Genomic DNA, 22196 nt, shown 5'->3' with positions numbered 1-22196 from the left:
TCTCCGGCTTTCGGCCCGGACGGTTGCGGACGTTGGAATAGATCAGGCCCTCCCCTTCAGGGGAGGGCAGCGAGACTTACGAACTTGTTCGTTAGTCGCAGCGGGTGGGGTTTCGCGGCCTTGCGCTATCTCGCAAGCCCCCACCCCAACCCCTCCCCTGAAGGGGAGGGGCTTTATGGCCGCTCCCCACCCCGAAACCGACAGGCCGCTTGGGTTTGCAAAGAATATGATCGCCAATCAAAAACGATTCCTGCCCCGGCGCGGCCATTCTCCGTCCGCGTCGCCGGTAGAACCGGATCGCCTGACAGCGACACCTACCCCCGCAATACCGCCCCGACCCTCGCCGCGGCGGCCACCACCTTGTCGGCGATCGCCTTCAGCTCGGCCTCGGCAAAGCTCTTCTCCGCCGGTTGCAGCATGACTTCGACCGCCAGGCTCACCTGCCCCTCGGGCACGCCCTGCCCCGCGAAGCGGTCGAACAGGCGCGCGTCGGTGATGATCGCCTTGTCGGCGCCCTTTACCGCGCGGACTAGGTCGGCGGCCGCCAGCGTTTCGGGCGCGAGGAAGGCGAAGTCGCGGCGCACCGGTTGCAGCGCGGGCGGGGTGAAGGCGCTGCGCGCCGGGCCGCTCGCGCGCTTCGCGGGGATCGCATCGAGGAATATCTGCACCGCCATCACCGCGCCGTCGACGTCATAATGACGCGCCAGCGACGGGTGCAGCGCGCCGAACTCGGCGAGTACCGCCTTGGGGCCGAGCCGCAGCGTCGCCGCCTGTCCGGGGTGCCAGATGCCCGCCTCGGCAACCGGTTCCATCACCTGCAACCGGTCGGCTGGCGCGCCCGCAGCATCGAGCAAAGCCAGCGCCGCGGCCTTGGCGTCGAACGCGTCGAAGGGCTGCGCCTTGCCCGCTTGCCAGCCGCGCGGCGTCTTGTCGCCCGCCATCACGAGGCACAGGGTCGGGTGCTCGGCGTCGGTCAGGTAGCGGCGCCCGATCTCGAACAGGCGGATGCTGTCGGCGCCGCGATTCTGGTTGCGCGCCGCCGCGGCGAGCAACCCGGGCAGCAGCGACGGGCGCATGACCTTCAAATCCTCGCTGATCGGATTGGCGAGGCTCCACGCGCCGCCGCCGAAGGGCGCGGCCTCGCGGTCGGAAACGAAGCTCCACGTCACCGCCTCGTGATAGCCCGCCGCCGCCGCGGCTCGGCGCAGCCGCGCGCTCGAGCAGTTGTTCGGGGGTCACGGTCGGCTTGGCGACCCCGTCGCTCCGCGGCAGCGCCACCGATTCGACCGCGTCGAAACCGGTGATGCGCGTCACCTCCTCGACGATGTCGGGCGCGGCGTCGACATCGCGGCGCCAGCTCGGCACCGCGATGCGCCAGGGGCTGCCCTCGGTCACCCCGAAACCCAGCGACTCCAGAATAACCTTCTGCCGCTCGGCCGGTATCGCGATCCCGCCGAGCGTCGCCGACAGCGCCGGGTCGTAATCGACCGTCCTCGTTTCGGTCGGCGGGGTGCCCGCGCGGGTCATCGCCGACGGGGTGCCGCCGCAGATGTCGAGGATCAGCCGCGTCACGATCGCCGTCGCGTCGTCCAGGAACGCCGGATCGACCCCCCGCTCGAAACGGCTGCGCGCGTCGCTGGTCAGCGCCAGCGCCTGCCCGGTCAGCGCGATCCGCTCGGGGGTGAAATAGGCGATTTCGACGAGCACGTCGGTCGTCGTCTCGCTGCATCCGCTATGCTCGCCGCCCATGATGCCCGCGATGTCGTGGACGCCCGCGTCGTCGGCGATCACCGTCATGCTGTCGGTGAGGCTATACGCCTTGCCGTTGAGCGCGGTGACCGTCTCGCCCTGCTTCGCGCGCCGCGCGGCGAGCGCGCCGGTCAGCTTCGCGCGGTCATAGATATGGCTCGGGCGGCCGAGGTCGAACATGACATAGTTGCTGATATCGACGAGTGCCGAGATCGAGCGCTGGCCGATCGCTTCGAGACGGCGGCGCATCCATTCGGGCGTGGCGACGCGGTTGTCGACCCCCGCGATGGTGCGGCCATAGAAGGCGGGGCAGGCTTCGATATCGTCGGTGCGGATTTCGGTCGCCATCGGCCCCTGCCCGTCGATCGCGGGAACGGCGAGCGGCTTGAGCGTGCCGAGCCCCGCGGCGGCGAGGTCGCGCGCGATGCCGCGCACGCCCATGCAATCCTGCCGGTTCGGGGTGATCGAGATATCGACCACCGGATCGTTCGCGCCCGCATAATCGGCGAAGGGGGTGCCGACGGGCGCGTCGCCGGGCAATTCGATGATGCCGTCATGATCGTCGCCGAGTTCGAGCTCGCGCGTCGAGCACATCATGCCGTTCGACTCGACCCCGCGCACTGCCGCGACCTTCAGCTCCATGCCGTTCGCGGGCACCACCGCGCCGGGCAGGCCGAGCACGCCGACCAGGCCGGCGCGCGCATTGGGGGCGCCGCACACGACGGTCAGCGGCGCGCCGGCTGTTGATGTCCGGGCCGGCCTCGACGGTCAGCACCTGCAACTTGTCGGCCTGCGGATGTTTCTCCGCGGTCAGCACGCGCGCGATACGGAAACCCGCGAGCTTCTCGGCCGGATTCTCGACGCCTTCGACCTCGTGACCGATGCGGTTGAGCGTCGCGACAACATCGGCGACGCTATAGTCGCCTTCGATATGCTCGCGGAGCCAGTCGAGGGTGATCTTCATGCCGAAATCCCCCCGCTCAGCGTCGGGACCGACAGCGCGCCGAACCCGTAATGCGCCAGCCACCTGAGGTCGCCGTCGAAGAAGGCGCGCAGATCGTCCATGCCATATTTGAGCATCGCCAGCCGGTCGACCCCGACCCCGAAGGCGAAGCCCTGCCACACGTCGGGATCGAGCCCGCAATTCGCGATCACGCGGCGGTTGACCATGCCGCTGCCGAGCAGTTCCATCCAGCTATGCCCCGCGTCGTCGCCATGGCCGCCGACGATTCTGCGTCCCTTTTCATGCTTGTAGCCGACATCGACCTCCGCCGAGGGCTCGGTGAAGGGGAAATAGGAGGGCCGCAGCCGCAGCACGATGTCGTCGGTTTCGAAATAGGCCTTGAGGAACGTCTCGAGCGTCCATTTGAGGTGCCCCATATGGATGCCGCGGTCGATGACCAGCCCCTCGACCTGGTGGAACATCGGGGTGTGCGTCGCATCGCTGTCGCTGCGATACACCCGCCCCGGGGCGATGATCCGGATCGGAGGCCCCTCGCTCATCATCGTGCGGATCTGCACCGGCGACGTATGCGTGCGCAGCAACATGCGTTGCGCGGCACTTTCGGAACTTTCCGGAAAATAGAAAGTATCGTGCATCGCCCGCGCCGGATGCGTCTCGGGAATGTTAAGCGCGGTGAAATTGTGCCAGTCGTCCTCGATCTCGGGACCCGTCGCGACCGCGAAGCCCATGTCGGCGAAGATTTCGGCGAGCTCGTCCATCACCTGGCTGACCGGATGCACGCTGCCGCGCGGGGCGGCGGCGGCGGGGAGGGTCATGTCGAGCCGTTCGCCCGCGAGCTTCACCTCGAGCGCGGCACCCTCCAGCGCGGCCTTGCGCTCCGCCAGCGCCGCGGTGACGCCCTCGCGCAGCGCGTGGATCTGCGGGCCGACCGTCTGGCGTTCCTCCGGCGTCAGGCTGCCCAGCGTCTTCAGAAGGCCGGTGACGCTGCCCGCCTTGCCGAGCGCGGCGACGCGCAGCGCTTCCAGCGCGTCGAGATCGGTCGCGGCGGCGATCGCGCCGGTCAGTTCGGCCTGCATGGCCTGATAATCGCTCATTGTCGGTCTTCCTGCGGCGGCGAAATGCCGCGCTTTATCGCGGCGCCGCTTGCACCGAACGGGGTACGGGGGTCAAGCCCGCTGGCCTAATTTGCGGGCCGGTGCAGCCCCTGCACCGCGGCGTCGGCGGCCGCAGCGCGGGCGAAGGCCGCGGCGCCGAGGATCGGCTTGGGCCGCGCGGCATAGGCGCGCGGACTCATGCCCATGAAGCGCTGGAAGTCGCGGGTGAACTGCGCCTGATCATAATATTGATAGTCGAGCGTATCGATCCAAGCCGTCGACGGGTCGAGCATGAAGCGTGCGAGGCTGCGCAGGAAACGCTGGCGGCGCAGCAGCAATTTGGGCGGGAAGCCGAAGGCGCGGCGGCACAGCCGCTCGACCGAGCGTTCGGACAGGCCGAGCTTTTCGGCGAGGTCGGCGACGCTGGCGAGGTCGGCGTCGACGAGCGCGCTGTGCGCCGCCAGGATTGTGGGGTCGTCGCGCGGCGCGCCGTCGAGCAGCGCCGCGAAATGGTCATCGATCGCCCGCGCCGCCGCTTCGATATCATTCGTCCGCCGCAGTTTTTCGACCAGCGGGGCGAGCGCGGCAAAGGCAGGATGCTTCGCCCCGTCGACAAAACGGTCGGCCATATCCTCGGCGGGGAGCGCAAAGAATTTTGCCCAGCCCATCGGGAGGATACCGATACCCCAGGCGCGCATATTGCCTGCCGAAAAATAGCCCGCCTTGCTCGTCGGTCCGGTGGCAATGAAGGGCGGCGCCGGTTCCGGCGTATTGCCACCGATCGCCACATGCATCGCATCGCCCTCGACGAAGCGCATATTCGCCCATTCGGGGTGCAGATAATCGTCGATGCGAACGCCGGGCGGTGCCGCGACCTCGGTCAGGTAGATGATGCTCGCATAGGCGCGCAGCGCTTCCGAAACCGGAAAGAAACGCGTCATGACCCGCACGCTGCGGCGTCCGTCCCCGGAATCTGGATCTGGTCTGTCATGACGCCACGTCCATGGGGAATGGAACGTAAAAAAACAACAGCCTAAGCGATTCAACTGTCGGGTTTTTACAATTTTTATCGTGCAGACGACCGCATATGTCGCGTCAGGGAACATCTTCCACCGGCTGCAGCGGCTTTCTGCGACCCACGGCTATTCGGTACGGAGGGAGGGGGCGATGCGTCGTTTACGATCATCGTCGAAACGGCGCGAAGGCCTTGCCTTCGCGCCGTTTCTGGTTGGCGGACACGAAAAGGGCGGCCCCTGGCGGGACCGCCCTTTTGGTTGTTCAGCACTATGCCCCGGAGCTTTAGGCCGCTTCGGGAAGCGCCGCCTTCGCCTGCGCGATGACAGCCGAGAAGACGCCGCCTTCGTTCATCGCGAGGTCGGCCATGACCTTGCGGTCGAGGTCGATCCCGGCCAGCTTCACGCCGTGCATGAACTGCGAATAGGTCAGGCCTTCGGCGCGGACCGCGGCGTTGATGCGCTGGATCCACAGGGCGCGGAAGCTCCGCTTCTTCACCTTGCGGTCGCGATAGGCGTACTGGCTAGGCCTTTTCGACCGCCTGCTTGGCGATGCGGATGGTGTTCTTGCGACGGCCGTAAAAGCCCTTCGCCTGTTCCAATACGCGCTTGTGCTTGGCGCGCGTGGTGACGCCGCGTTTGATGCGTGACATGGGTCCGCGCTCCTTACTTCAGGCCGTAGGGCGCCCAGAGGCGCACATGGGCCGCGTCCGAATCGCTGAGCACGCTGGTGCCGCGGTTGGTGCGGATATATTTGGCATTATGCGAAATCAGGCGGTGGCGCTTGCTGAGCGACGCCGTGCTTCACCTTGCCCGAGGCGGTGAATTTGAAGCGTTTCTTCACACCGCTCTTGGTCTTCAGCTTGGGCATTTTGGTCTCCTTTTGAAGTCCGCTTTGGTACCGGCCTGGCAGCCCTTTCAGCCAGCCGGTACAATCGGAAGCGGCGCGCTTAGCGGCGCGGGCGCCGAAAAGCAAGCGATTCGGTGCATCAGAAACTTGCCCCATCGACCTTCTGGATCGTCAGCGCGTCGAGATCGGCGGCGGGGACGCAGCGCAGGTTGACCGCCGCCATCTTCGCGCCGCCGGGGCCGGTGCCGACCGCAAAGCCCTGGCAGCCGCAGCCGGTGCAGAATTGATGGTCGATATTGTGCTTGTGGAATTGATAGGATTTGAGCTTGTCGGCGCCGCCGGTCAGCCGGAACCGGTCGATCGGCACGAAGGCGAGCAGGAACCCCTTGCGCTCGGCAATGCGAGCAGTTGCAGCTCATCGCCGTCGCCGGAATGTCGCCTTCGACCGTGTAGGTCACCGCGCCGCAATGGCAGCTACCCTCGAACGCCATGACATGCTCCCTTCGTCAGTGGTGGCAGGCAAGCCCTTCTATCACATCCTCGAGCCGCGCGGGGTCGCCCAGGGCGATCACATGGCCGTCGCTGTCGGCGTTGAGCGGATCGCCGTTCCAGTCGCTCATCGTCCCGCCCGCGCCTTCGACGACCGGAACGAGCGCCGCGAAATCGTGAAGCTTCAGCCCCGCCTCGACCACCAGGTCGATATGGCCGCTGCTGAGCAGCCCGTAATTATAGCAGTCGCCGCCGAAGACCATGCGCTTGTGCGACGTCTGCGCGGCGAGCGCCATGAAATGCCCGCCGTCATGGTCGCTGAAATATTGCGGGCCGGTCGTCGCGAGCACCGCGTCGGACAGGCTGCGGCAGGTCCGGGTCGCCGCCGGGCGGCCGTTGAACAGGGTCGGCTGTCCCGCCGCGCCGACCCAGCGTTCGCCGGCGACCGGCTGGTCGATGATGCCGATCAAGGGCCAGCCGTCCTGGAGCAGCGCGATCAGGGTGCCGAAGATCGGGCGGCCCGCCATGAAGCTGACCGTGCCGTCGATCGGGTCGAGCACCCATTGGCGCGATGCTTCCGGCCGTTCGCTGCCATATTCCTCGCCGATGATGCCGTCGCGCGGCGCCTCGGCACCCAGCAGGCGGCGCATCGCGGCTTCGGCGGCGCGGTCGGCCTCGGTCACCGGCGAGGCATCGGCCTTGGCTTCGTGGCCGTATGCGGCGCGGAACAGCGGCCGGATCGCGGCGCCGGCGGCATCGGCGAGGCGGTGGGCAAGGGCGAGATCGGATTCGAGGCTCATTTAATTTCCCGAGCCGAGCACTAGGCTGTGCGTCCCCGCGAAGGCGGGGACCCATCGTCTGCCGGTTTCATCTTGCACCCACCGGAGATGGGCCCCCGCCTTCGCGGGGGAACAGTGTTTTCTGGAGTCGGCGCCACGATCTGCTACCTCAATCGAACAGCGACGACACGCTGGTTTCGTCGGCGATGCGCTTGATCGCCTCGCCGAGCAGCGGCGCGACGGTCAGCGCGCGGACCTTGGCGCTGTCGTTGACCGCGTCGGTCGGCTGGATCGAATCGGTGATCACCAGTTCGGTGAGCTCGCTCGCCTCGACGCGCGCGACCGCGCCGCCGGACAGCACGCCGTGGGTGCAATAGGCGACGACGCCTTCGGCCCCCGCGGCCTTCAGCGCGGCGGCGGCGTTGCAGAGCGTGCCCGCCGAATCGACGATATCGTCGATCAGGATGCAGAAGCGCCCGGCGACGTCGCCGATGATGTTCATCACTTCGGACTCGCCGGCGCGTTCGCGGCGCTTGTCGACGATCGCCAGCGGGGCGTTGTCGAGCCGCTTGGCGAGCGCGCGGGCGCGCACCACGCCGCCGACGTCGGGCGACACGACCATCAGATTCCTGTCCGCGAAGCGCGCCTGGATGTCGGCGCTCATCACCGGCGCGGCGTAGAGATTGTCGGTCGGGATATCGAAGAAGCCCTGGATCTGCCCGGCGTGCAGGTCGATCGCGAGCACGCGGTCGGCGCCCGAGGTGGTGATGAGGTTGGCGACGAGCTTCGCCGAGATCGGGGTGCGCGGGCCGGGCTTGCGGTCCTGCCGGGCATAGCCGAAATAGGGGACGACCGCGGTGATCCGCTTCGCCGAGGCGCGGCGGAGCGCGTCGGTGATGATCAGCAGCTCCATCAGATTGTCGTTCGCCGGGAAATTGGTCGGCTGGACGACGAACACATCCTGGCCGCGGACATTCTCGTGGATTTCGACGAACACCTCCTCGTCGGCGAAGCGGCGGACGCTGGTGTCGGTCAGCGGCAGCTCCAGATAATCGGCGATGGCGCGGGCCAGCGGCAGGTTGCTGTTGCCGGAGATCAGTTTCATGGGGTGCGACGCCCTTTCGCGCGGGGATGATGCGCGCCCCTTAGCCAGCGCGGGCGCGGAGGGGAAGAGGTAAAGCCATCGGGCGGCGGCGGTCGGGCGATTGCAGGCATGGCTTCTCCATTGGCGGGCGTGTTGGCGGCGCGGGCGGGTCTGATCTGGTTCACGCGAAGACGCGAAGAGGGAGGCGCGGGGACGCGGATGGCGATATGGGGAGCGGACGAGCCGATCCTCCCCCAAGGGGGAGGGGGACCACCCGAAGGGTGGTGGAGGGGCACGGGAGGTTTGCGTGGCGCCGGACCGGCAAGTTCTTCCTTTCCGGCAACGTCGCCGTAGCGCACCACCTCTCCGTCAAGGCAAGCCGCCTGTGCCCCTCCACCAGCTTCGCTGGTCCCCCTCCCCGTGCCGGGGAGGATCGGCAACGTCCGCTTCCCATCCCAATCCCGACAGGCCGCTCGGGTTTGAAGGACATGATCGCCTTCTCCATTGGCCGCGCGTGTTGGCGGCGCGGGCGGTTCTGATTTTTCTCGCACGAAGGCACAAAGGCACGAAGAGGGAAGCGCGGGGCCCGCGCGAAGCGCTTTCCTCCTGATGCGGTGCGGCCTTTTCCGGAGTGATCATGGCGCCTGACGGCGCGGGTTGGCTTCCCTTTGTGCCTTTGTGCCTTTGTGCGAGATATTCTTCTCTTCTTCACCCTCGCGGTCGTTCGCGGGGGTGGGGAGTCCGAAGAAGGCGCGGCGGGCGGCTTCGCCGGCCTTGCGCAAGGGGGCGCAGGCCTCGGCGATGGCGGCCTCGAAGGCTTCCTCCTCCTCGGGTTCGAGGGTGCGTTCGTAATCCTCGTCGCCGAACCGGCCTTCCTCGATGCCGATGAAGCCGGCATGGGCGGCGGGAAATTGGTGCGCAGTTCGCCGGTTTCATGATGATGCCACACGGTCATCGCCTCGGCCTCCTCCTCGGGGGTCGGTTCGGCCTCGGGCTCCCCGTCGAAGCCGGTGTCGAAAGTCCCGGAAAACTGCGCAACTTCATTCGCGATCGCACTGCCGCGCCACAGCGCGGCGATGGGGTTGGTCCGGTTGTCGCGGCCCGCGAGCCAGAGCGCGAGGGCGGCGCCCATGCCGCTTTCGGGGGTCTCTTCGGACGCGGCCTCGGACGCGGCTTCGCCGGTCGCGTCCTTCGCGGCGGTGCGCGCGGCCTCGGCGGCGTCGAACAGCGTCAGGAAACCCGCCCAGTCGCCGGCGACGATCTGGGCCAGCATCTCCTCGCCCGCCCTCGCGCGGGTCTCGACCATGCGGTCGAGCCGCGCGAGCATCGCGAGGCCGAGGCGCGAGTCCACGCGCTGGCGGCGGACGAAGCTGCGGTCGTCCTCGCGCATGATCGTGCTGCTTTCCTGATAGCCCCAGATCGCGCGGTCGAGCAGTTCGTCGGCGAGGCGTTGGCGCGCGATGAGGATCGCGGCGCCCCAGCCGATGCGGAAGGCCGCGCCCTCTGCCCGCTGGCGCAGCTGATAGGCGGCGGAGGAGGTCATCTTCACATGCATGGCGGCGATCTTGACCGATCCGCTGTCGGCGAGATGTTCGAGGAAGCTGCGCTGGAGCGCCGGGGTCCAGTGGTAGCTGCCGGGTGCGGGGATGTCGGCGGGGTTTGGGGTCTGGTTTTCCATCGAGTCGCTCCTGTGGTTGGCTGAAACGAACAGAATGAACCATATGGGTGTTTTTTAGGAAAGCGGAAAATGCGACCTATACCCGCGCCGGCTGATGCGGCCGGTTATGCGCGAAACGGAGGTCTGGAAACGGACGGGAGCGGTCATAAAGCCCCTCCCCTTCAGGGGAGGGGTTGGGGTGGGGTCCATCGGCCTTGCGCGAGGCCGATGGACCCCACCCGCTGCGACTAGGCAGCAAGCTGCCAAGTCTCGCTGCCCTCCCCTGAAGGGGAGGGCGTGACAGAATCCCCCATCCACCTTCCAGCCCGATGCCGCCGCACGGCACGCCCTCACTCGCAAGGCAAACCGCCTGTACCCCTCCACCAGCTTCGCTGGTCCCCCTCCCCGTGCCGGGGAGGATCGGCAAGGTCCGCTATCTGCCCCGAAGCCGCCTTGCCGCGGGTGCCCGGTTGAAATCGCGCCGGTTGGGCCTAAACCGCTGGACATGACCCAGCAGCTTACCATCGTCCTGTCGCAGATGACCCAGGCGGTCGGCGACCTTGCCGCCAATGCCGAGGCGATGCGCGGCGTGCGGGCGCGCCACGCCGACGCCGACCTGATCCTCTATCCCGAGCTGCAGCTGATCGGCTATCCGCCCGAGGATCTGGTGCTCAAGCCCGCACTGGCCGAGCGGGCCGCGATGCTGCTTGCCGAACTCGCCGCCGAGACCGCCGATGGCGGCCCGGCGATGCTCGTCGGGTCGGTCGAGCGCGATGCCGGGGGCAAGCTCTACAATATCGTCGCGCTGCTCGACGGCGGGCGCATCGTCGCGACGCGAAGGAAGCACGAGCTTCCCAATTACGGCACCTTCGACGAAAAGCGCGTCTTCGTTCCCGGCCCGCTCCCCGACGTGGTCGAATGGCGCGGGATCAGGCTCGGTCTGCCGATCTGCGAGGACGGCTGGTTCCCCGCGGTGTGCGCGCATCTCGCGGGCCGGGGCGCCGAGCTGCTGATCTCGGTCAACGGCAGCCCCTATGAGATCGACAAGGACGACCGGCGGCTCTCCCAGGTCTTCGCGGGGCGCGTCGCCGAAACGGGCCTGCCGCTGGTCTTCCTCAACCGCATCGGCGGGCAGGACGAGCTGGTCTTCGACGGCTGCTCGTTCGTGCTCAACGGCGACGGGACCACGGCGCACCGGCTGACCGACTGGGAGGCCGAGGAACGCGTCACGCATTGGGCCAAGGGCGATGGCGGCTGGACCTGCGACGCGGGCGCGATCGCCGCGTGGGAGGCGCATCCCGCCGACATCTACAGCGCGATGATCGTCAGCTTGCGCGACTATGTGGAACGCAACCGCTTCCCCGGCGTCGTGCTCGGCCTGTCGGGCGGGATCGATTCGGCGATCTGCGCGGCGATCGCCGCCGACGCGCTGGGTGCGGACAAAGTGTGGTGCGTGATGCTGCCCAGCCGCTTCACGAGCCGGGACAGCCTCGACGATGCGAGGGGCTGCGCCGGCATGATCGGCTGCCGTCTCGATACGATCCCTATCGTCCCGGCGGTCGAGGCGTTCGATGCGATGCTGGCGGACAGTTTCGCCGACCGGACGGTCGACACCACCGAGGAAAATGTCCAGTCGCGCATCCGCGGGGTCACGCTGATGGCGCTGAGCAACAAATTCGGCCCGATGCTGATGACCACGGGCAACAAGAGCGAGATGAGCGTCGGTTATGCGACCATTTATGGCGACATGGCGGGCGGCTACAACCCGCTGAAGGACGCCTACAAGACCACGGTGTTCGCGGTGGCGAAGTGGCGCAACGCGCATGTGCCGCGGCTGTCGCGCAACCCGGTGACCCCGGTGATGCCCGAGCGGATCATCACCAAGCCGCCGAGCGCCGAGCTGCGCCCCGACCAGAAGGACGAGGACAGCCTGCCGCCCTATGCCGATCTCGACCGGATGCTCCACATGCTCGTCGAGGAAGAGGCGAGCGTCGACGATGTCGTGGCGCGCTACGGTTTCGACCGCGACGCCGTGGCGCGGATCGAGCGGCTGCTGTCGATCGCCGAGTACAAGCGCCGCCAGGCGCCGCCGGGGGTCAAGCTGTCGACGCGCAATTTCGGGCGCGACCGCCGCTATCCGATCACCCACGGGTTTCGCACCGCCTGAGCGCTATCGGCGCATCGCCCTCGATCGCCGCGGCCGCGCGGCGGCGGCGGACGGCAGCGCGCTGACCGCGACGGCCTCGCTCGCGTCGCGCCGCGGCTTGGCGGCATAAAGCGCGGCGTCGGCGCTGCGCAGCAGCTCGAGCAGGGCGCCGCCGTCGTCGGGCGCCCGCGCAAGGCCGGCGGTGGCGCCGATGCGGATCGGCCGGCCGTCGATCGGGAAGGGCGCGGCGAGCGCCGCGAGCATCGCGCTGGCGCGCATGGCGAGCGACTCGGCGTCGCAAGCGGGGAGCAATATCGCGAATTCGTCGCCGCCGATGCGCGCGACGGTCGCGCTCTCGCCGGCGTGCGCGCGCAGGCGGCCGCCGATCGCGATCAGCAGCGCGTCGCCCGCGGCATGGCCGTGGCGGTCGTTGACCGGCTTGAAACCATCGAGATCGAGCAGGATCAGCGCCGGTCCGGCGCCGCCGAGGGCAAAATGCTCCTCCGCCGCCCTGTGCAGCGCGCGCCGGTTGGCGAGCCCGGTCAGCGGGTCGGTCATGGCCTGGCGCTGCAACCGGTGGCGCAGGGTCAGCATCTCGACCTGCTGGTCGTGCTGGTCGAGGATCAGGCGCGCCAGAAAGGCGGTCGCGAGCAGGACGATGGCGGCGGCGATCTGGTCCATGCGGTTGCCGGCGAGCAGCAGCGCCGCGATCACGGGGGCGATTCCCGCCGCCAGCACGGCGAGGGTCGCGCCGCGCACCGAGGCCAGGCAGAAGGCGGTCGTCAAGGTCCCGAGCGCCATGAACATCGGATAATAGCTGCGCTGGCCGGGCTCGGACAGCCACCAGCTCACCGCGGCCCAGGTCCCGCACAAGGCGGCGATCGGCACGGCGATCGCATACAGGCGGCCGACCAGCCGGTGCGCCGCCTGCGCCGACACCGGGGCCGCCGAAGGGCGCAGCCAATGCGCCATCCGCATCGCGGATATCGCGACGGCGGCGAGCGGCATGCCGTAACGGATCGCCCAATGCGCCTCGCGGTTGGCGGCGAGCATCGCGGTCAGCACCACGGCGATCAGCGTCGCATAGAGGATCGGAACGACGACCTTCAGCCGGGCGACGCGCAGCAGCGCGAGGTCGTCGGCGACCGCCGCCGGAACGCGCGGCCACAGCCGCGTCAGCCATCCTCCATCGCCCTCCATGGCACGGGTTTAGGAAGAAAGCGGAAAAAAGCCGTTAACCCTCGACGCGCCGCGCCGCCAAGATGAAGGTCGCCATGCGGGGCGCGTTGCGGCTATAGGCGCGTCGCCATGACCGTCATCACGCGCTTCGCTCCCTCGCCGACCGGCCAGCTCCATGTCGGCAATGTCCGCACCGCGCTCCACAACTGGATGTGGGCGCGCAAACATGGCGGACGTTTCCTGCTGCGCATCGACGACACCGATCGCGACCGGTCGAGGGAGGAATATGTCGACGCCATCCGCGCCGATCTCGCCTGGCTCGGCCTCGACGTCGATGGCGAGGCGCGGCAGTCGGCGCGTTTCGAACTGTACGAGCGCGAATTCGAGGCGCTGAAGGCGGCGGGGCGCGTCTACGCCTGCTACGAAACGCCCGAGGAACTCGACATCCGGCGCAAGATACTGCTGTCGCGCGGGCTGCCCCCGGTTTACGAGCGCAAGCCCGCCGATGCGCCGGTGCCCGACGGTGTCGCGCCGCACTGGCGCTTTCGCCTCGACCATGACGCGCCGATCGTCTGGACCGATATGGTTCGTGGAGATCAGAGTTTCGATCCAAAATCCATGTCCGACCCGGTCGTGCGCCGCGCCGACGGCAGCTGGCTCTACCTGCTGCCCAGCGTGATCGACGATATCGACATGGGGATCAGCCATGTCGTGCGCGGCGAGGACCATGTGTCGAACACCGCGGCGCAGATCCAGATGTTCGCGGCGCTCGGCGCCGCGCCGCCGGCCTTTGCGCATGAGGCGCTGCTCGTCGGGACCGAGGGCAAATTGTCGAAGCGGCTCGGCTCGCTCGGCATGGCGGCGCTGCGCGAGCAGGGCATCGAGGCCGCCGCGCTGGTCGCGCTGCTCGCGCGGCTCGGCACCAGCGACCCGGTCGAGCCGGTGACCGACCCCGCGCCGCTGGTCGCGGCGATCGACTTCGCCCATTTCGGCCGCGCGCCCGCGCGCTTCGACGAAGCCGAACTGGCGCTCGTCAACCAGAAGATCGTCCACCAGCTCGATCACGCCGCGGTGGCGGATCGCCTGCCCGCCGCGATCGACGCCGCGCGCTGGCAGGCGATTCGCCCGAACCTGACGACGGTGGCCGAGGCGGCCGACTGGGTGGCGGTGTTCGACGGCCCCTTCGCGCCGCCGCCCGCTGCCGAAGAGGATCGCGCGGTGCTCGCGGCCGGGGCGGCGGCGGCGTCCGGCATCGACGACTGGAGCGCCGACCCGTGGCACGCGCTGACGAGCGCGGTGAAAGAGGCGACCGGGGCCAAGGGGCGTGCGCTGTTCCTGCCGCTGCGCCGCGCGCTCACGGGGCGCGACCATGGTCCCGACATGGCGGAGCTCCTGCCGCTGATCGCCAGGGATCGGGTTGTGGAACGGCTTTCGGTCTAGGCTGTATCGACATTCAGCCCTGGCGGCCTGCAAATGGCGGCTTTCCGCGCTTCCGGTGCTCACGCACATGGAGTGCGCTGCGCTCCGGGTCGCGGAAAACCACCATTTTCGGCTCGCCATCTTCTGAATGTCGATACAGCCTAGCCGCGCCGATCGGCGATGGCGGGTATCGGGTGGAGGCGGTCATAAGCGATCCTCCCCCAACGGGGGAGGGGGACCACCCGAAGGGTGGTGGAGGGGCGCAGGCGGTTTACGCGGCGCCAGACCGAAAGAACGTCGTTTTCCGACAACCCGGCCGTAGCACACGACCTCACCGGCAAGGCAAACCGCCTGTGCCCCTCCACCAGCTTCGCTGGTCCCCCTCCCCGTTCCGGGGAGGATCGGTGAGGTCCACTCCCCGCCTCCGAACGGCCATACGCCCGCTTGCCGACTCGCGCGCTTGACAATTGGAGTAATGATATATTATTACTTCGTTCCGACCTGACCGGATAGCGCGGACAATGAGCGGGCGGCTTCGGGTCGGACTGGCAAGGAGAGAGGCCATGACCCTGATACCGATGATTTCGTCCGTCCTGTCGTCGCGCCGTACCGCTCGGCCGGGTTCCCGCCGGGGCCGAATCCTTGCTGATTCGCGGCAGCTACGATCCCGGCGCCGGGCATCGCCCGCTCGCCGCCGTGCTGGCGGTCGGCCTGCCCACGGCGCTGGTCGTCGCGGTCGCGCTGTCGCCGATGATCGGGGTTATCAAGGACAAGCTCGACCCGACGGTCGTCAACACGATCCCGTTGCCGACGGTGCCCGAGCCGCCCGCCGATCCCGAGCCCCAGCAGCGGCAGCCGACGCAGAACCCGCCGGTGACGGTGACGCAATCACCCTTGCCGCCGATCGCGCAGGACCCGCCGGTCTTCAACCCGTTGCCGCCCTATACGCCGCCGCGCGGGCAGCGGAACCGGACCCACGGTCGCCGACCCGCCCGTCCAGACGCCGCCCGTCCCCAAACTGGTCCTCGCGCAGCTCGACCAGCGCTATCTGGGCAGCTTTCAGCCCGATTATCCGCCGCGCGAGCAGCATGGCGGGATCGAGGGCGTGGCGAAGGTCCGCGTGCTGATCGGCACCGACGGCCGCGTCAAGCAGGTCGAACTGGTCAGCACCGACAGCCCCGGTTTCTTCGAGGCGACCAAGCGCCGCGCGCTCGCCAAATGGCGCTTCAAGCCCGCGACGCGCGGCGGCGTGCCGGAGGAAAGCTGGAAGGAGATGACGGTGCGCTTCGAGATCAGGAATGGCTGACCGCTCTCCCGGGCGGGCGGCCTTCCGGCCCTGACACGCGAAGGCCGTCCGTTCCTTTTGCTTGACAGAAGCGCCGAATCCCGTCAGAGGCGCGCGGATTGATGGGGGCGGCGCCATGGCGCGGCCCTCTTGTTTTTCAAACCCACCGCCGGGGCATGAAGTCCCGCCACATGGGCCGGACCTTCCGGCGGATGTGCAGTCATTTCGAGGAACAGGGCCATGGCCAAGCCGACGACCGTCAAGATCAAGCTGGTGAGCACCGCCGACACCGGCTTCTTCTATGTCACCAAGAAGAACCCGCGCACGATGACCGACAAGATGGCGCAGCGCAAATATGACCCCGTCGTGCGCAAGCATGTCGAGTTCAAGGAAGCCAAGATCAAGTGACGTTTTGACCCGTTTCGCGACGCGAAACGGTGAGGCAAAACGTCATCCCCGCGAAAGCGGGGATCCAGAAGGGCGGCCTTTGCGCCGCCCTTTTTCGTGCGCGGATGAAAGACGGCTTTGTGGGTGCCTAGCTGCCCGTCCGCACTTTCCCGTTCCCCGGCGAAAGCCGGGGTCCAGATGGCGAGCGCAGTCTTCTCCTCATGGACCCCGGCTTTCGCCGGGGAGCGGCTAGAGCGGCGTGCGTTAAATCTGCATCATTACCCAAACCCGTTCGTGCTGAGCTTGTCGAAGCACGGCCCTTCTCTTCGACGCTGATAGAAAGAACGACCCTTCGACAAGCTCAGAGCGAACGGTTCATATTTAACGCACGCTGCTCTAGCCGGTCAGGCGAACGCCCCGACGCTCTCGATGAACTTGATCACCGAAATCGGCTTCGACACATAGGCTTCGGCGCCCGCGGCGCGGATCTGGTCCTCGTCGCCCTTGCCCGCATAGGCGGTGACCGCCATGATCGGCACTTCGCGCAGCATCAGGTCGGCCTTCATCTGGCCGATCAGGTCGAGCCCGCTGACGTGCGGCAACTGGATGTCCATGATGATCAGGTCGGGGGTCAGCTCGCGCGCCTTCGCCAGCGCGTCGCGGCCGTCGCGCACCGGATGCGCGCTGTAGCCATGGGCGTTAAGCAGGTCGCAGAACAGGCGCAGGTTGAGCTCATTATCCTCGACGACCAATATGGTCTTGCCCATGATTTTTCCCGTCCCCACCTTGCGTTCGCGGCCGGTTTAGGCGAATCGGCGCGCCGAGACAATCGCCGCGACCATGAAGCCCGGGAAGGAAGGACGCGCCCTTGCACGATGCCGACGAAGCGCTGGCGCTGAACGCGCTGGGCTGGATCCTGACCGACGAGCCGCGCGCCGAACGGCTGCTCGCGCTCACCGGCCTGTCGCCCGAAACCCTGCGCGAATCGCTGGGGCAAAGGGCGACGCTGGCCGCGATCCTGTCGTTCCTGACCGCGCACGAGGCCGACCTTGTCGCCTGCGCGGTGGGCCTCGACATCAGGCCCGAAGATATTGCCGCGGCGGCGCATCGCCTGTCGGGCGACGAAAGGATAGACGCATGACCCGCCCGCTCGTCATCACCGACTGCGACGAGGTGCTGATGCACATGGTCGTCCCCTTCGCCCAGTGGGTCGACGAGGCGCACGGCGTGCTGTTCCGCATCGAGGACGCGAGCTTCGCCGGCGCGCTGAAGCGCAAGGAATGCGGCACGCCGCTGGAGGCGGCCGAGGTCTGGCCGCTGCTCGACGGTTTCTTCACCAGCGAGATGACGCGGCAATATCCGATCCCCGGCGCGCTCGCCGCGATGGCCGAGATCGCGCGGCACGCCGATATCGTCGTGCTCACCAATGTCGGGCCCGAGCATCAGCAGCGCCGCATCGACCAGCTCGCGCTCCACGATTTCCACGCCCCGGTGATCGGCAGCCGCGGCGGCAAGGGCGAGCCGGTGCGCCGCCTGATCGAGGAACGCCAGCCCCGGTCGCGGTCTTCATCGACGACCTCGGCGGGCATCACACGTCGGTGGCGCAGGAAGCGCCCGACGTGTGGCGGCTCCATCTGGTCGGCGAGCCCGCGATCGCGCGGCAAGATCGCGCCCGCGAAGCATGCCCATGCAAGGATTGATGACTGGACCGAGGCGAAGGACTGGATATTGGCGCGGCTTGCCGAAAATATTCCCGCGCCCGCGCCCGTGGTCGTCTAAAAAGGTCCATCAACCGCTTTCCATGCCCCAGCCATGTCAGGAAGAACCGCATATGGATATCGCCGCCAAGCTCGCCGAACTCGGCCTCGAACTGCCCAAGGCCGCCGCGCCGGTCGCCGCCTATGTGCCGGTCGTCGAACAGGGCGGGATGCTCTATGTCAGCGGCCAGTTGCCGTTCGACGACGGCAAGGTCGTCACCGGCCGCCTCGGCGCCGGTGTCGATGTCGCGAGCGGCTATGACGCCGCGCGGCGCTGTGCGCTGATGCTGCTGGCGCAGATCGGCCATGCGCTCGGCGGCGACTGGTCGCGCGTCGAGAAGGTCGTGAAGCTGGGCGTGTTCGTCAACAGCGCGCCCGACTTCACCGATCAGGCGAAGGTCGCCAACGGCGCGTCGGACCTGTTCGAATCGCTGTTCGGCGAGGCGGGCCGCCACGCGCGCGCGGCGGTCGGCGTCGCGGTGCTGCCCTTGGGCGCGGCGGTCGAGGCCGACGCGATCATTGCGGTGAAGCCGGCCTGAGACGCTTGTGACAATAACGGCTTCCAATAATATCCCCGTTTGTCCTGAGGAGCCATTGAGCTTGTCGAAATGGCGTCTCGAAGGACGCTGGCTCGGCGGTCCTTCGAGACGGGCCTTCGCCGAGCTCAGTCCCTCCTCAGGACGAACGGAGAAAGCTGGAGGCTTCTAGATGGCCGAAGCCGACCCGCCCGCCCGGACGATTTCGCTCGGCGCCGGCGTCGATGCGATCGACGCGGCGGCGTGGGACGCGCTCCACGGTGGCGGCAACCCCTTCGTCGCGCACCGCTTTCTGTCGCTGCTCGAACGATCGGGCAGCGTCGGGCCGGGGACGGGGTGGCAGGCGGCGCCGCTGCTGGCCCGCGACGAGGCCGGGGCGCTCGTCGCCGCGGCGCCCGCCTATCTGAAGTCGCACAGCCAGGGCGAATATGTCTTCGACCACGCCTGGGCCGATGCCTGGGCGCGCGCCGGGGGCGATTATTATCCGAAGCTGCAGATCGCCGTGCCCTTCACGCCGGTGCCGGGGCCGCGCCTGCTGGCGGACGGCGATGACGACGCGGCGCTGCTTATCCGCGCCGCCGAGGCGGTGGTGCGGCAGAACCGCCTGTCGTCGGCGCACGCGACTTTCGTGGCGCCCGAACAGATGGTGCTGTTCGAAGAGGCGGGCTGGCTCGTCCGCCGCGATATCCAGTTTCATTTCGCCAATGCCGGCTATGGCGGTTTCGACGATTTCCTGGGCACGCTGACCTCGATGAAGCGCAAGCAGCTGCGCAAGGAGCGCGCGCGCGCGGTCGAGGGGCTGCGCATCGAGGAGGTGACCGGCGCCGCGATCCGTCCCGAGCATTGGGACGCGATGTGGCTTTTCTATCAGGACACCGGGGCGCGCAAATGGGGCCAGCCCTATCTCACGCGCGCCGCCTTCGACCTGATGGGGGCGACGATGGCGGACGATATCATCCTGGTGCTGGCCTTCGATGCCGACGAGCGCGCGGTGGCGGGGGCGATGCATTTTCTCGGCGCCGATACGCTCTACGGCCGCTACTGGGGCTGCCTCGCCGACATCCCCTATCTGCATTTCGAGCTCTGCTATTATCGCGCGATCGACATCGCGATCGAACGCGGGCTGAAGCGCGTCGAGGCGGGGGCGCAAGGAGGGCACAAGCTGGCGCGCGGCTATGGGCCGGTCGCGACCTGGTCGGCGCACTTCATCGCCGACCCGGGGTTCCGGCGCGCGGTCGCCGGGTTTCTGGAGCAGGAGCGCCGGGCGGAGGAAGCCGAAATGGACTGGCTCGAAGGGCATATGCCCTTTCGGCGGTCAGTTTGAAGGGTTTCGCGCAAAGACGCAAAGACACAAAGAAGCCAGTTCGTGCCGAGAGGCACCTTTTCCCATCGGCGATGCGGCAGGCCCAGCTGTTCAGGACAAGGCCGCTTCGCGGCAAGCGCAACATCTTTGCGTCTTTGCGCGAAACAAAAATCGCGACGTTGCCGGTCTGAGTGATCGTCAGGCTGCAAAGCGCCGCGCGGCCGGGCGGCGGGCGGTTTCGTCGAGCCAGGCGCGGGCCTGGCGCTGCGCTTCGGCGATTTCCTCGCGGCTCATTTCGCCCGACAGGTCGGCGCGGCATTGCTGCGCTTCGCGGTTGCCGCCGAGCGCTGCGAGATTGAACCATTTGTGCGCCTGGATCAGGTCGGCGTCGACGCCGCCGGTGCCGGTCGAGAAAGCGATGCCGAGATCGAAATAGGCGTTGGCGTCGCCGCGCGCCGCATCGAGCAGGCGGCTTTCGATCAGATATTGCGCGGACTTCAGACTGTTGGCCATGAGTAACCCCCTGTCGCCTCCCCCCACCGGGAAGCTTCGAGGGCGAACCTTGCGGATCATGGTCAACAAAGCGTTAACGGCGATTCGATTTTTTCGGGGATAAGTCGCGAAACCTCGGAAAAATGCGGTTTAATTCGTGCCGATTTATCAAAATGCGTCGCCCCCGCGAAGGCGGGGGCCGCCGTCGGTTTACGCAGCGGCGTTGAGAAAGGCGGCCAGCGGCCCCCGCCTTCGCGGGGGCGACGGCCTTTGGTCAGCCTACCGGATAATTGTCGATAAGCCGCGTCTTGCCGATTCGCGCAGCGGCCAGCAGCCGCGCGGGGGGGCGAAAGGCCGTCAGCCGTTCGAGGCTGTCGGCGTCGGTGAGCGCGACATAGTCGACGCTGTCGAAGCCGCCCGCGACGATCGCCTTCTCCGCCGCCGCGAGGCTTTCGGCGACGTCGGCGCCGCCCGCGATCGCCGCGGCCGCGGCCTTCAGCGCGTCGGGAAAGGCGGTCGCCGCCACGCGCTGGCTTTCGCTCAGATAGGCGTTGCGCGACGACAGCGCGAGCCCGTCGGCATCGCGCGCGATCGGCGCCCCCAATATGTCGAGCTTGAAATCGAGGTCGCGCGCCATGCGGCGGATGATCGCCAGCTGCTGCCAGTCCTTCTCGCCGAAGATCGCGACGTCGGGGCGCACCTGGTTGAACAATTTGGCGACGACGGTCGCGACCCCGTCGAAATGGCCCGGCCGCGCCGCGCCGCAATAGTCGGCGCCGAGCTCGGCGACCTCGATATGCGTGCTGTGCCCGGCGGGGTACATGACCGCGGCATCGGGCGCCCACAGCAGCGCGACCCCCTGTTCGACCAGCAGCGCGGCGTCGCGCGCCTCGTCGCGCGGATAGGCGGCATAATCCTCGTTCGGGCCGAACTGCGTCGGGTTGACGAAGATCGACACCACGACATGGTCGGCGACGCGCGTGCCCATGCGCACCAGCGACAGGTGTCCGTCGTGCAGCGCGCCCATGGTGGGGACCAGCGCGACGCTTTTTCCGTCGCGTTTCAGGGCATCGACGGCGCGGTGCAGGGTGGCGATGTCACGGATGATTTGCACGGCTGCCCCGCCTCCGATAATGGCGGCTGAGACGCCACCCCATGCGGCCCCCATGCGCCGCCGACAGGAAAATCGCAACGCTCATGACGACAACCGCGCCGCACCATATCATCTTTGCCAATGAAAAGGGCGGGACCGGCAAATCGACCTGCGCGGTGCATTTCGCGGTCGCGCTGGCGGCGCAGGGGTGGAAGGTCGCGGGGCTCGATCTCGACCCGCGCCAGCGCACCTTTCACCGCTATCTCGAAAACCGCGCCGCGACCGCGAAGCGCCGCGACATCGCGCTGCCGACCCCCGATTTCGAGGTGTTCACCGGCACGACGATCGCGGAACTCGACGAACAGGTCGCGCGCCTGTCCGAAGGCGCCGATTATTTCGTCGCCGACACGCCGGGCCGCGACGATGTCTTCGCGCGCCACCTTGCGACCGGGGCCGATACGCTGGTCACCCCGATCAACGACAGCTTCATCGATTTCGACCTGATCGGCCAGGTCGATCCCGAAAGCTTTCAGGTCACGCGTCCGAGCTTCTATTCCGAACTCATCTGGGACGCCCGCAAGGCGCGCGCGAAGAGCGACGGGCGGACGATCGACTGGATCATCCTGCGCAACCGCCTCCAGCATGTCGATGCGCACAATATGCGCCGCGTCGGCGAGGCGCTGACGCAATTGTCGCGCCGCGTCGGCTTCCGCGTCATTCCGGGGCTCGGCGAGCGCGTCATCTATCGCGAGCTGTTCCCCGCCGGGCTCACCCTGCTCGACAAGGCGCATCTCGGCGGCATGGGCATCGGCCATGTCGTCGCGCGGCAGGAATTGCGCGAGGCGATGGCGGGATTGAACCTTCCCGCGCGCGAACGGTTGCATCCGGACGGGGATCTGTTCGCCGCTGCCTGATGCTGG

20 protein-coding genes and 4 pseudogenes are annotated in these 22196 nt (G+C 67.9%); 11 read left to right on the top strand and 13 right to left on the bottom strand.

The features are described 5' to 3' along the window. Positions 1–314: 314 nt before the first annotated feature. From pheT to N0A20_RS17425, 8 genes and pseudogenes are all read right to left on the bottom strand, one after another. A pseudogene (gene pheT, locus N0A20_RS17460) lies at positions 315–2713 on the bottom strand (phenylalanine--tRNA ligase subunit beta). Continuing rightward, the gene (pheS, locus tag N0A20_RS17455; RefSeq protein WP_260581601.1) at positions 2710–3807 is read right to left on the bottom strand and encodes a phenylalanine--tRNA ligase subunit alpha; all 1098 of its coding nucleotides are present in this window, start codon (positions 3805–3807) and stop codon (positions 2710–2712) included. The pseudogene pheT and the gene pheS overlap by 4 nt, the downstream one beginning before the upstream one ends. An 86-nt stretch (positions 3808–3893) precedes the next feature. Next, positions 3894–4748 (bottom strand): helix-turn-helix domain-containing protein, encoded by an 855-nt coding sequence (locus N0A20_RS17450; protein WP_260581600.1) that lies wholly within the window; start codon positions 4746–4748, stop codon positions 3894–3896. A 358-nt stretch (positions 4749–5106) separates the two neighbouring features. After that, positions 5107–5473: pseudogene (rplT, locus tag N0A20_RS17445) on the bottom strand (50S ribosomal protein L20). Between the two features lie 13 nt (positions 5474–5486). Continuing rightward, positions 5487–5691 (bottom strand): annotated as a pseudogene (rpmI, locus tag N0A20_RS17440) (50S ribosomal protein L35). 118 nt (positions 5692–5809) lie between these two features. Beyond that, the gene (locus N0A20_RS20840) at positions 5810–6037 is read right to left on the bottom strand and encodes a glutathione-dependent formaldehyde-activating protein (protein WP_260581599.1); all 228 of its coding nucleotides are present in this window, start codon (positions 6035–6037) and stop codon (positions 5810–5812) included. Between the two features lie 139 nt (positions 6038–6176). Beyond that, positions 6177–6959, bottom strand: a complete 783-nt coding sequence (gene hisN / locus N0A20_RS17430; protein ID WP_260581598.1) for a histidinol-phosphatase — start codon at positions 6957–6959, stop codon at positions 6177–6179. Positions 6960–7107: 148 nt separating this feature from the next. After that, positions 7108–8043, bottom strand: a complete 936-nt coding sequence (locus N0A20_RS17425; RefSeq protein WP_260581597.1) for a ribose-phosphate pyrophosphokinase — start codon at positions 8041–8043, stop codon at positions 7108–7110. Positions 8044–8690: 647 nt separating this feature from the next. On the opposite strand from N0A20_RS17425, the gene N0A20_RS17420 reads away from it, so the two are divergent. The 3 genes from N0A20_RS17420 (at position 8691) to N0A20_RS17410 (ending at position 11846) form a co-directional block, all read left to right on the top strand. After that, positions 8691–8960, top strand: a complete 270-nt coding sequence (locus N0A20_RS17420) for a hypothetical protein (RefSeq protein WP_260581596.1) — start codon at positions 8691–8693, stop codon at positions 8958–8960. Then, complete coding sequence (locus tag N0A20_RS17415) at positions 8957–9724, top strand: hypothetical protein (protein WP_260581595.1); 768 nt, start codon at positions 8957–8959, stop codon at positions 9722–9724. Before N0A20_RS17420 ends, N0A20_RS17415 begins: the two co-directional genes overlap by 4 nt. A 460-nt stretch (positions 9725–10184) precedes the next feature. Next, positions 10185–11846, top strand: a complete 1662-nt coding sequence (locus tag N0A20_RS17410) for an NAD+ synthase (protein WP_260581594.1) — start codon at positions 10185–10187, stop codon at positions 11844–11846. A gap of 3 nt (positions 11847–11849) precedes the next feature. On the opposite strand, the gene N0A20_RS17405 is transcribed toward N0A20_RS17410, so the two are convergent. Beyond that, complete coding sequence (locus N0A20_RS17405) at positions 11850–13025, bottom strand: diguanylate cyclase (protein ID WP_260581593.1); 1176 nt, start codon at positions 13023–13025, stop codon at positions 11850–11852. A gap of 108 nt (positions 13026–13133) precedes the next feature. On the opposite strand from N0A20_RS17405, the gene N0A20_RS17400 reads away from it, so the two are divergent. After that, the gene (locus tag N0A20_RS17400) at positions 13134–14444 is read left to right on the top strand and encodes a glutamate--tRNA ligase (RefSeq protein ID WP_260581592.1); all 1311 of its coding nucleotides are present in this window, start codon (positions 13134–13136) and stop codon (positions 14442–14444) included. 638 nt (positions 14445–15082) lie between these two features. Here the strand turns inward: N0A20_RS17400 and N0A20_RS17395 are convergent. Further along, a complete protein-coding gene (locus tag N0A20_RS17395) occupies positions 15083–15352 on the bottom strand; it encodes a hypothetical protein (protein WP_260581591.1) in 270 nt (89 codons plus the stop codon). 176 nt (positions 15353–15528) lie between these two features. Here N0A20_RS17395 and N0A20_RS17390 point away from each other — a divergent pair, with 176 nt between their 5' ends. Next, on the top strand, positions 15529–15729 hold the full coding sequence (locus N0A20_RS17390; protein ID WP_260581590.1) for an energy transducer TonB: 201 nt from the start codon (positions 15529–15531) through the stop codon (positions 15727–15729). A gap of 219 nt (positions 15730–15948) precedes the next feature. Further along, positions 15949–16116, top strand: coding sequence for a 50S ribosomal protein L33 (gene rpmG / locus N0A20_RS17385; protein ID WP_056341677.1), 168 nt, complete (start codon positions 15949–15951; stop codon positions 16114–16116). A 383-nt stretch (positions 16117–16499) separates the two neighbouring features. Here the strand turns inward: rpmG and N0A20_RS17380 are convergent, their stop codons facing one another. After that, a complete protein-coding gene (locus N0A20_RS17380; protein ID WP_260583947.1) occupies positions 16500–16862 on the bottom strand; it encodes a response regulator in 363 nt (120 codons plus the stop codon). A 101-nt stretch (positions 16863–16963) separates the two neighbouring features. Here N0A20_RS17380 and N0A20_RS17375 point away from each other — a divergent pair, with 101 nt between their 5' ends. The 4 genes and pseudogenes from N0A20_RS17375 (at position 16964) to N0A20_RS17360 (ending at position 19712) form a co-directional block, all read left to right on the top strand. Then, positions 16964–17236, top strand: coding sequence for a DUF3572 domain-containing protein (locus N0A20_RS17375; RefSeq protein WP_260581589.1), 273 nt, complete (start codon positions 16964–16966; stop codon positions 17234–17236). Beyond that, positions 17233–17874, top strand: a pseudogene (locus tag N0A20_RS17370) (HAD family hydrolase). Before N0A20_RS17375 ends, N0A20_RS17370 begins: the two are co-directional and overlap by 4 nt. Before the next feature lie 52 nt (positions 17875–17926). Next, positions 17927–18391, top strand: a complete 465-nt coding sequence (locus N0A20_RS17365) for a RidA family protein (RefSeq protein WP_260581588.1) — start codon at positions 17927–17929, stop codon at positions 18389–18391. Between the two features lie 169 nt (positions 18392–18560). Further along, on the top strand, positions 18561–19712 hold the full coding sequence (locus N0A20_RS17360) for a GNAT family N-acetyltransferase (RefSeq protein WP_260581587.1): 1152 nt from the start codon (positions 18561–18563) through the stop codon (positions 19710–19712). Positions 19713–19889: 177 nt separating this feature from the next. On the opposite strand, the gene N0A20_RS17355 is transcribed toward N0A20_RS17360, so the two are convergent. Both N0A20_RS17355 and panC read right to left on the bottom strand, forming a co-directional pair. Further along, a complete protein-coding gene (locus N0A20_RS17355; RefSeq protein ID WP_260581586.1) occupies positions 19890–20204 on the bottom strand; it encodes a hypothetical protein in 315 nt (104 codons plus the stop codon). A gap of 253 nt (positions 20205–20457) precedes the next feature. Then, a complete protein-coding gene (gene panC / locus N0A20_RS17350) occupies positions 20458–21297 on the bottom strand; it encodes a pantoate--beta-alanine ligase (RefSeq protein ID WP_260581585.1) in 840 nt (279 codons plus the stop codon). 83 nt (positions 21298–21380) lie between these two features. Between panC and N0A20_RS17345 the strand changes: the two genes are divergently transcribed. Continuing rightward, positions 21381–22190 (top strand): division plane positioning ATPase MipZ, encoded by an 810-nt coding sequence (locus tag N0A20_RS17345; RefSeq protein WP_260581584.1) that lies wholly within the window; start codon positions 21381–21383, stop codon positions 22188–22190. The last annotated feature ends 6 nt before the right edge of the window (positions 22191–22196 follow it).

Origin of the sequence: Sphingopyxis sp. PET50 (assembly GCF_025244705.1) — a bacterium.
Classification (GTDB): Bacteria; Pseudomonadota; Alphaproteobacteria; order Sphingomonadales; family Sphingomonadaceae; genus Sphingopyxis.
This window is presented reverse-complemented; position numbering and strand designations above follow the sequence as displayed.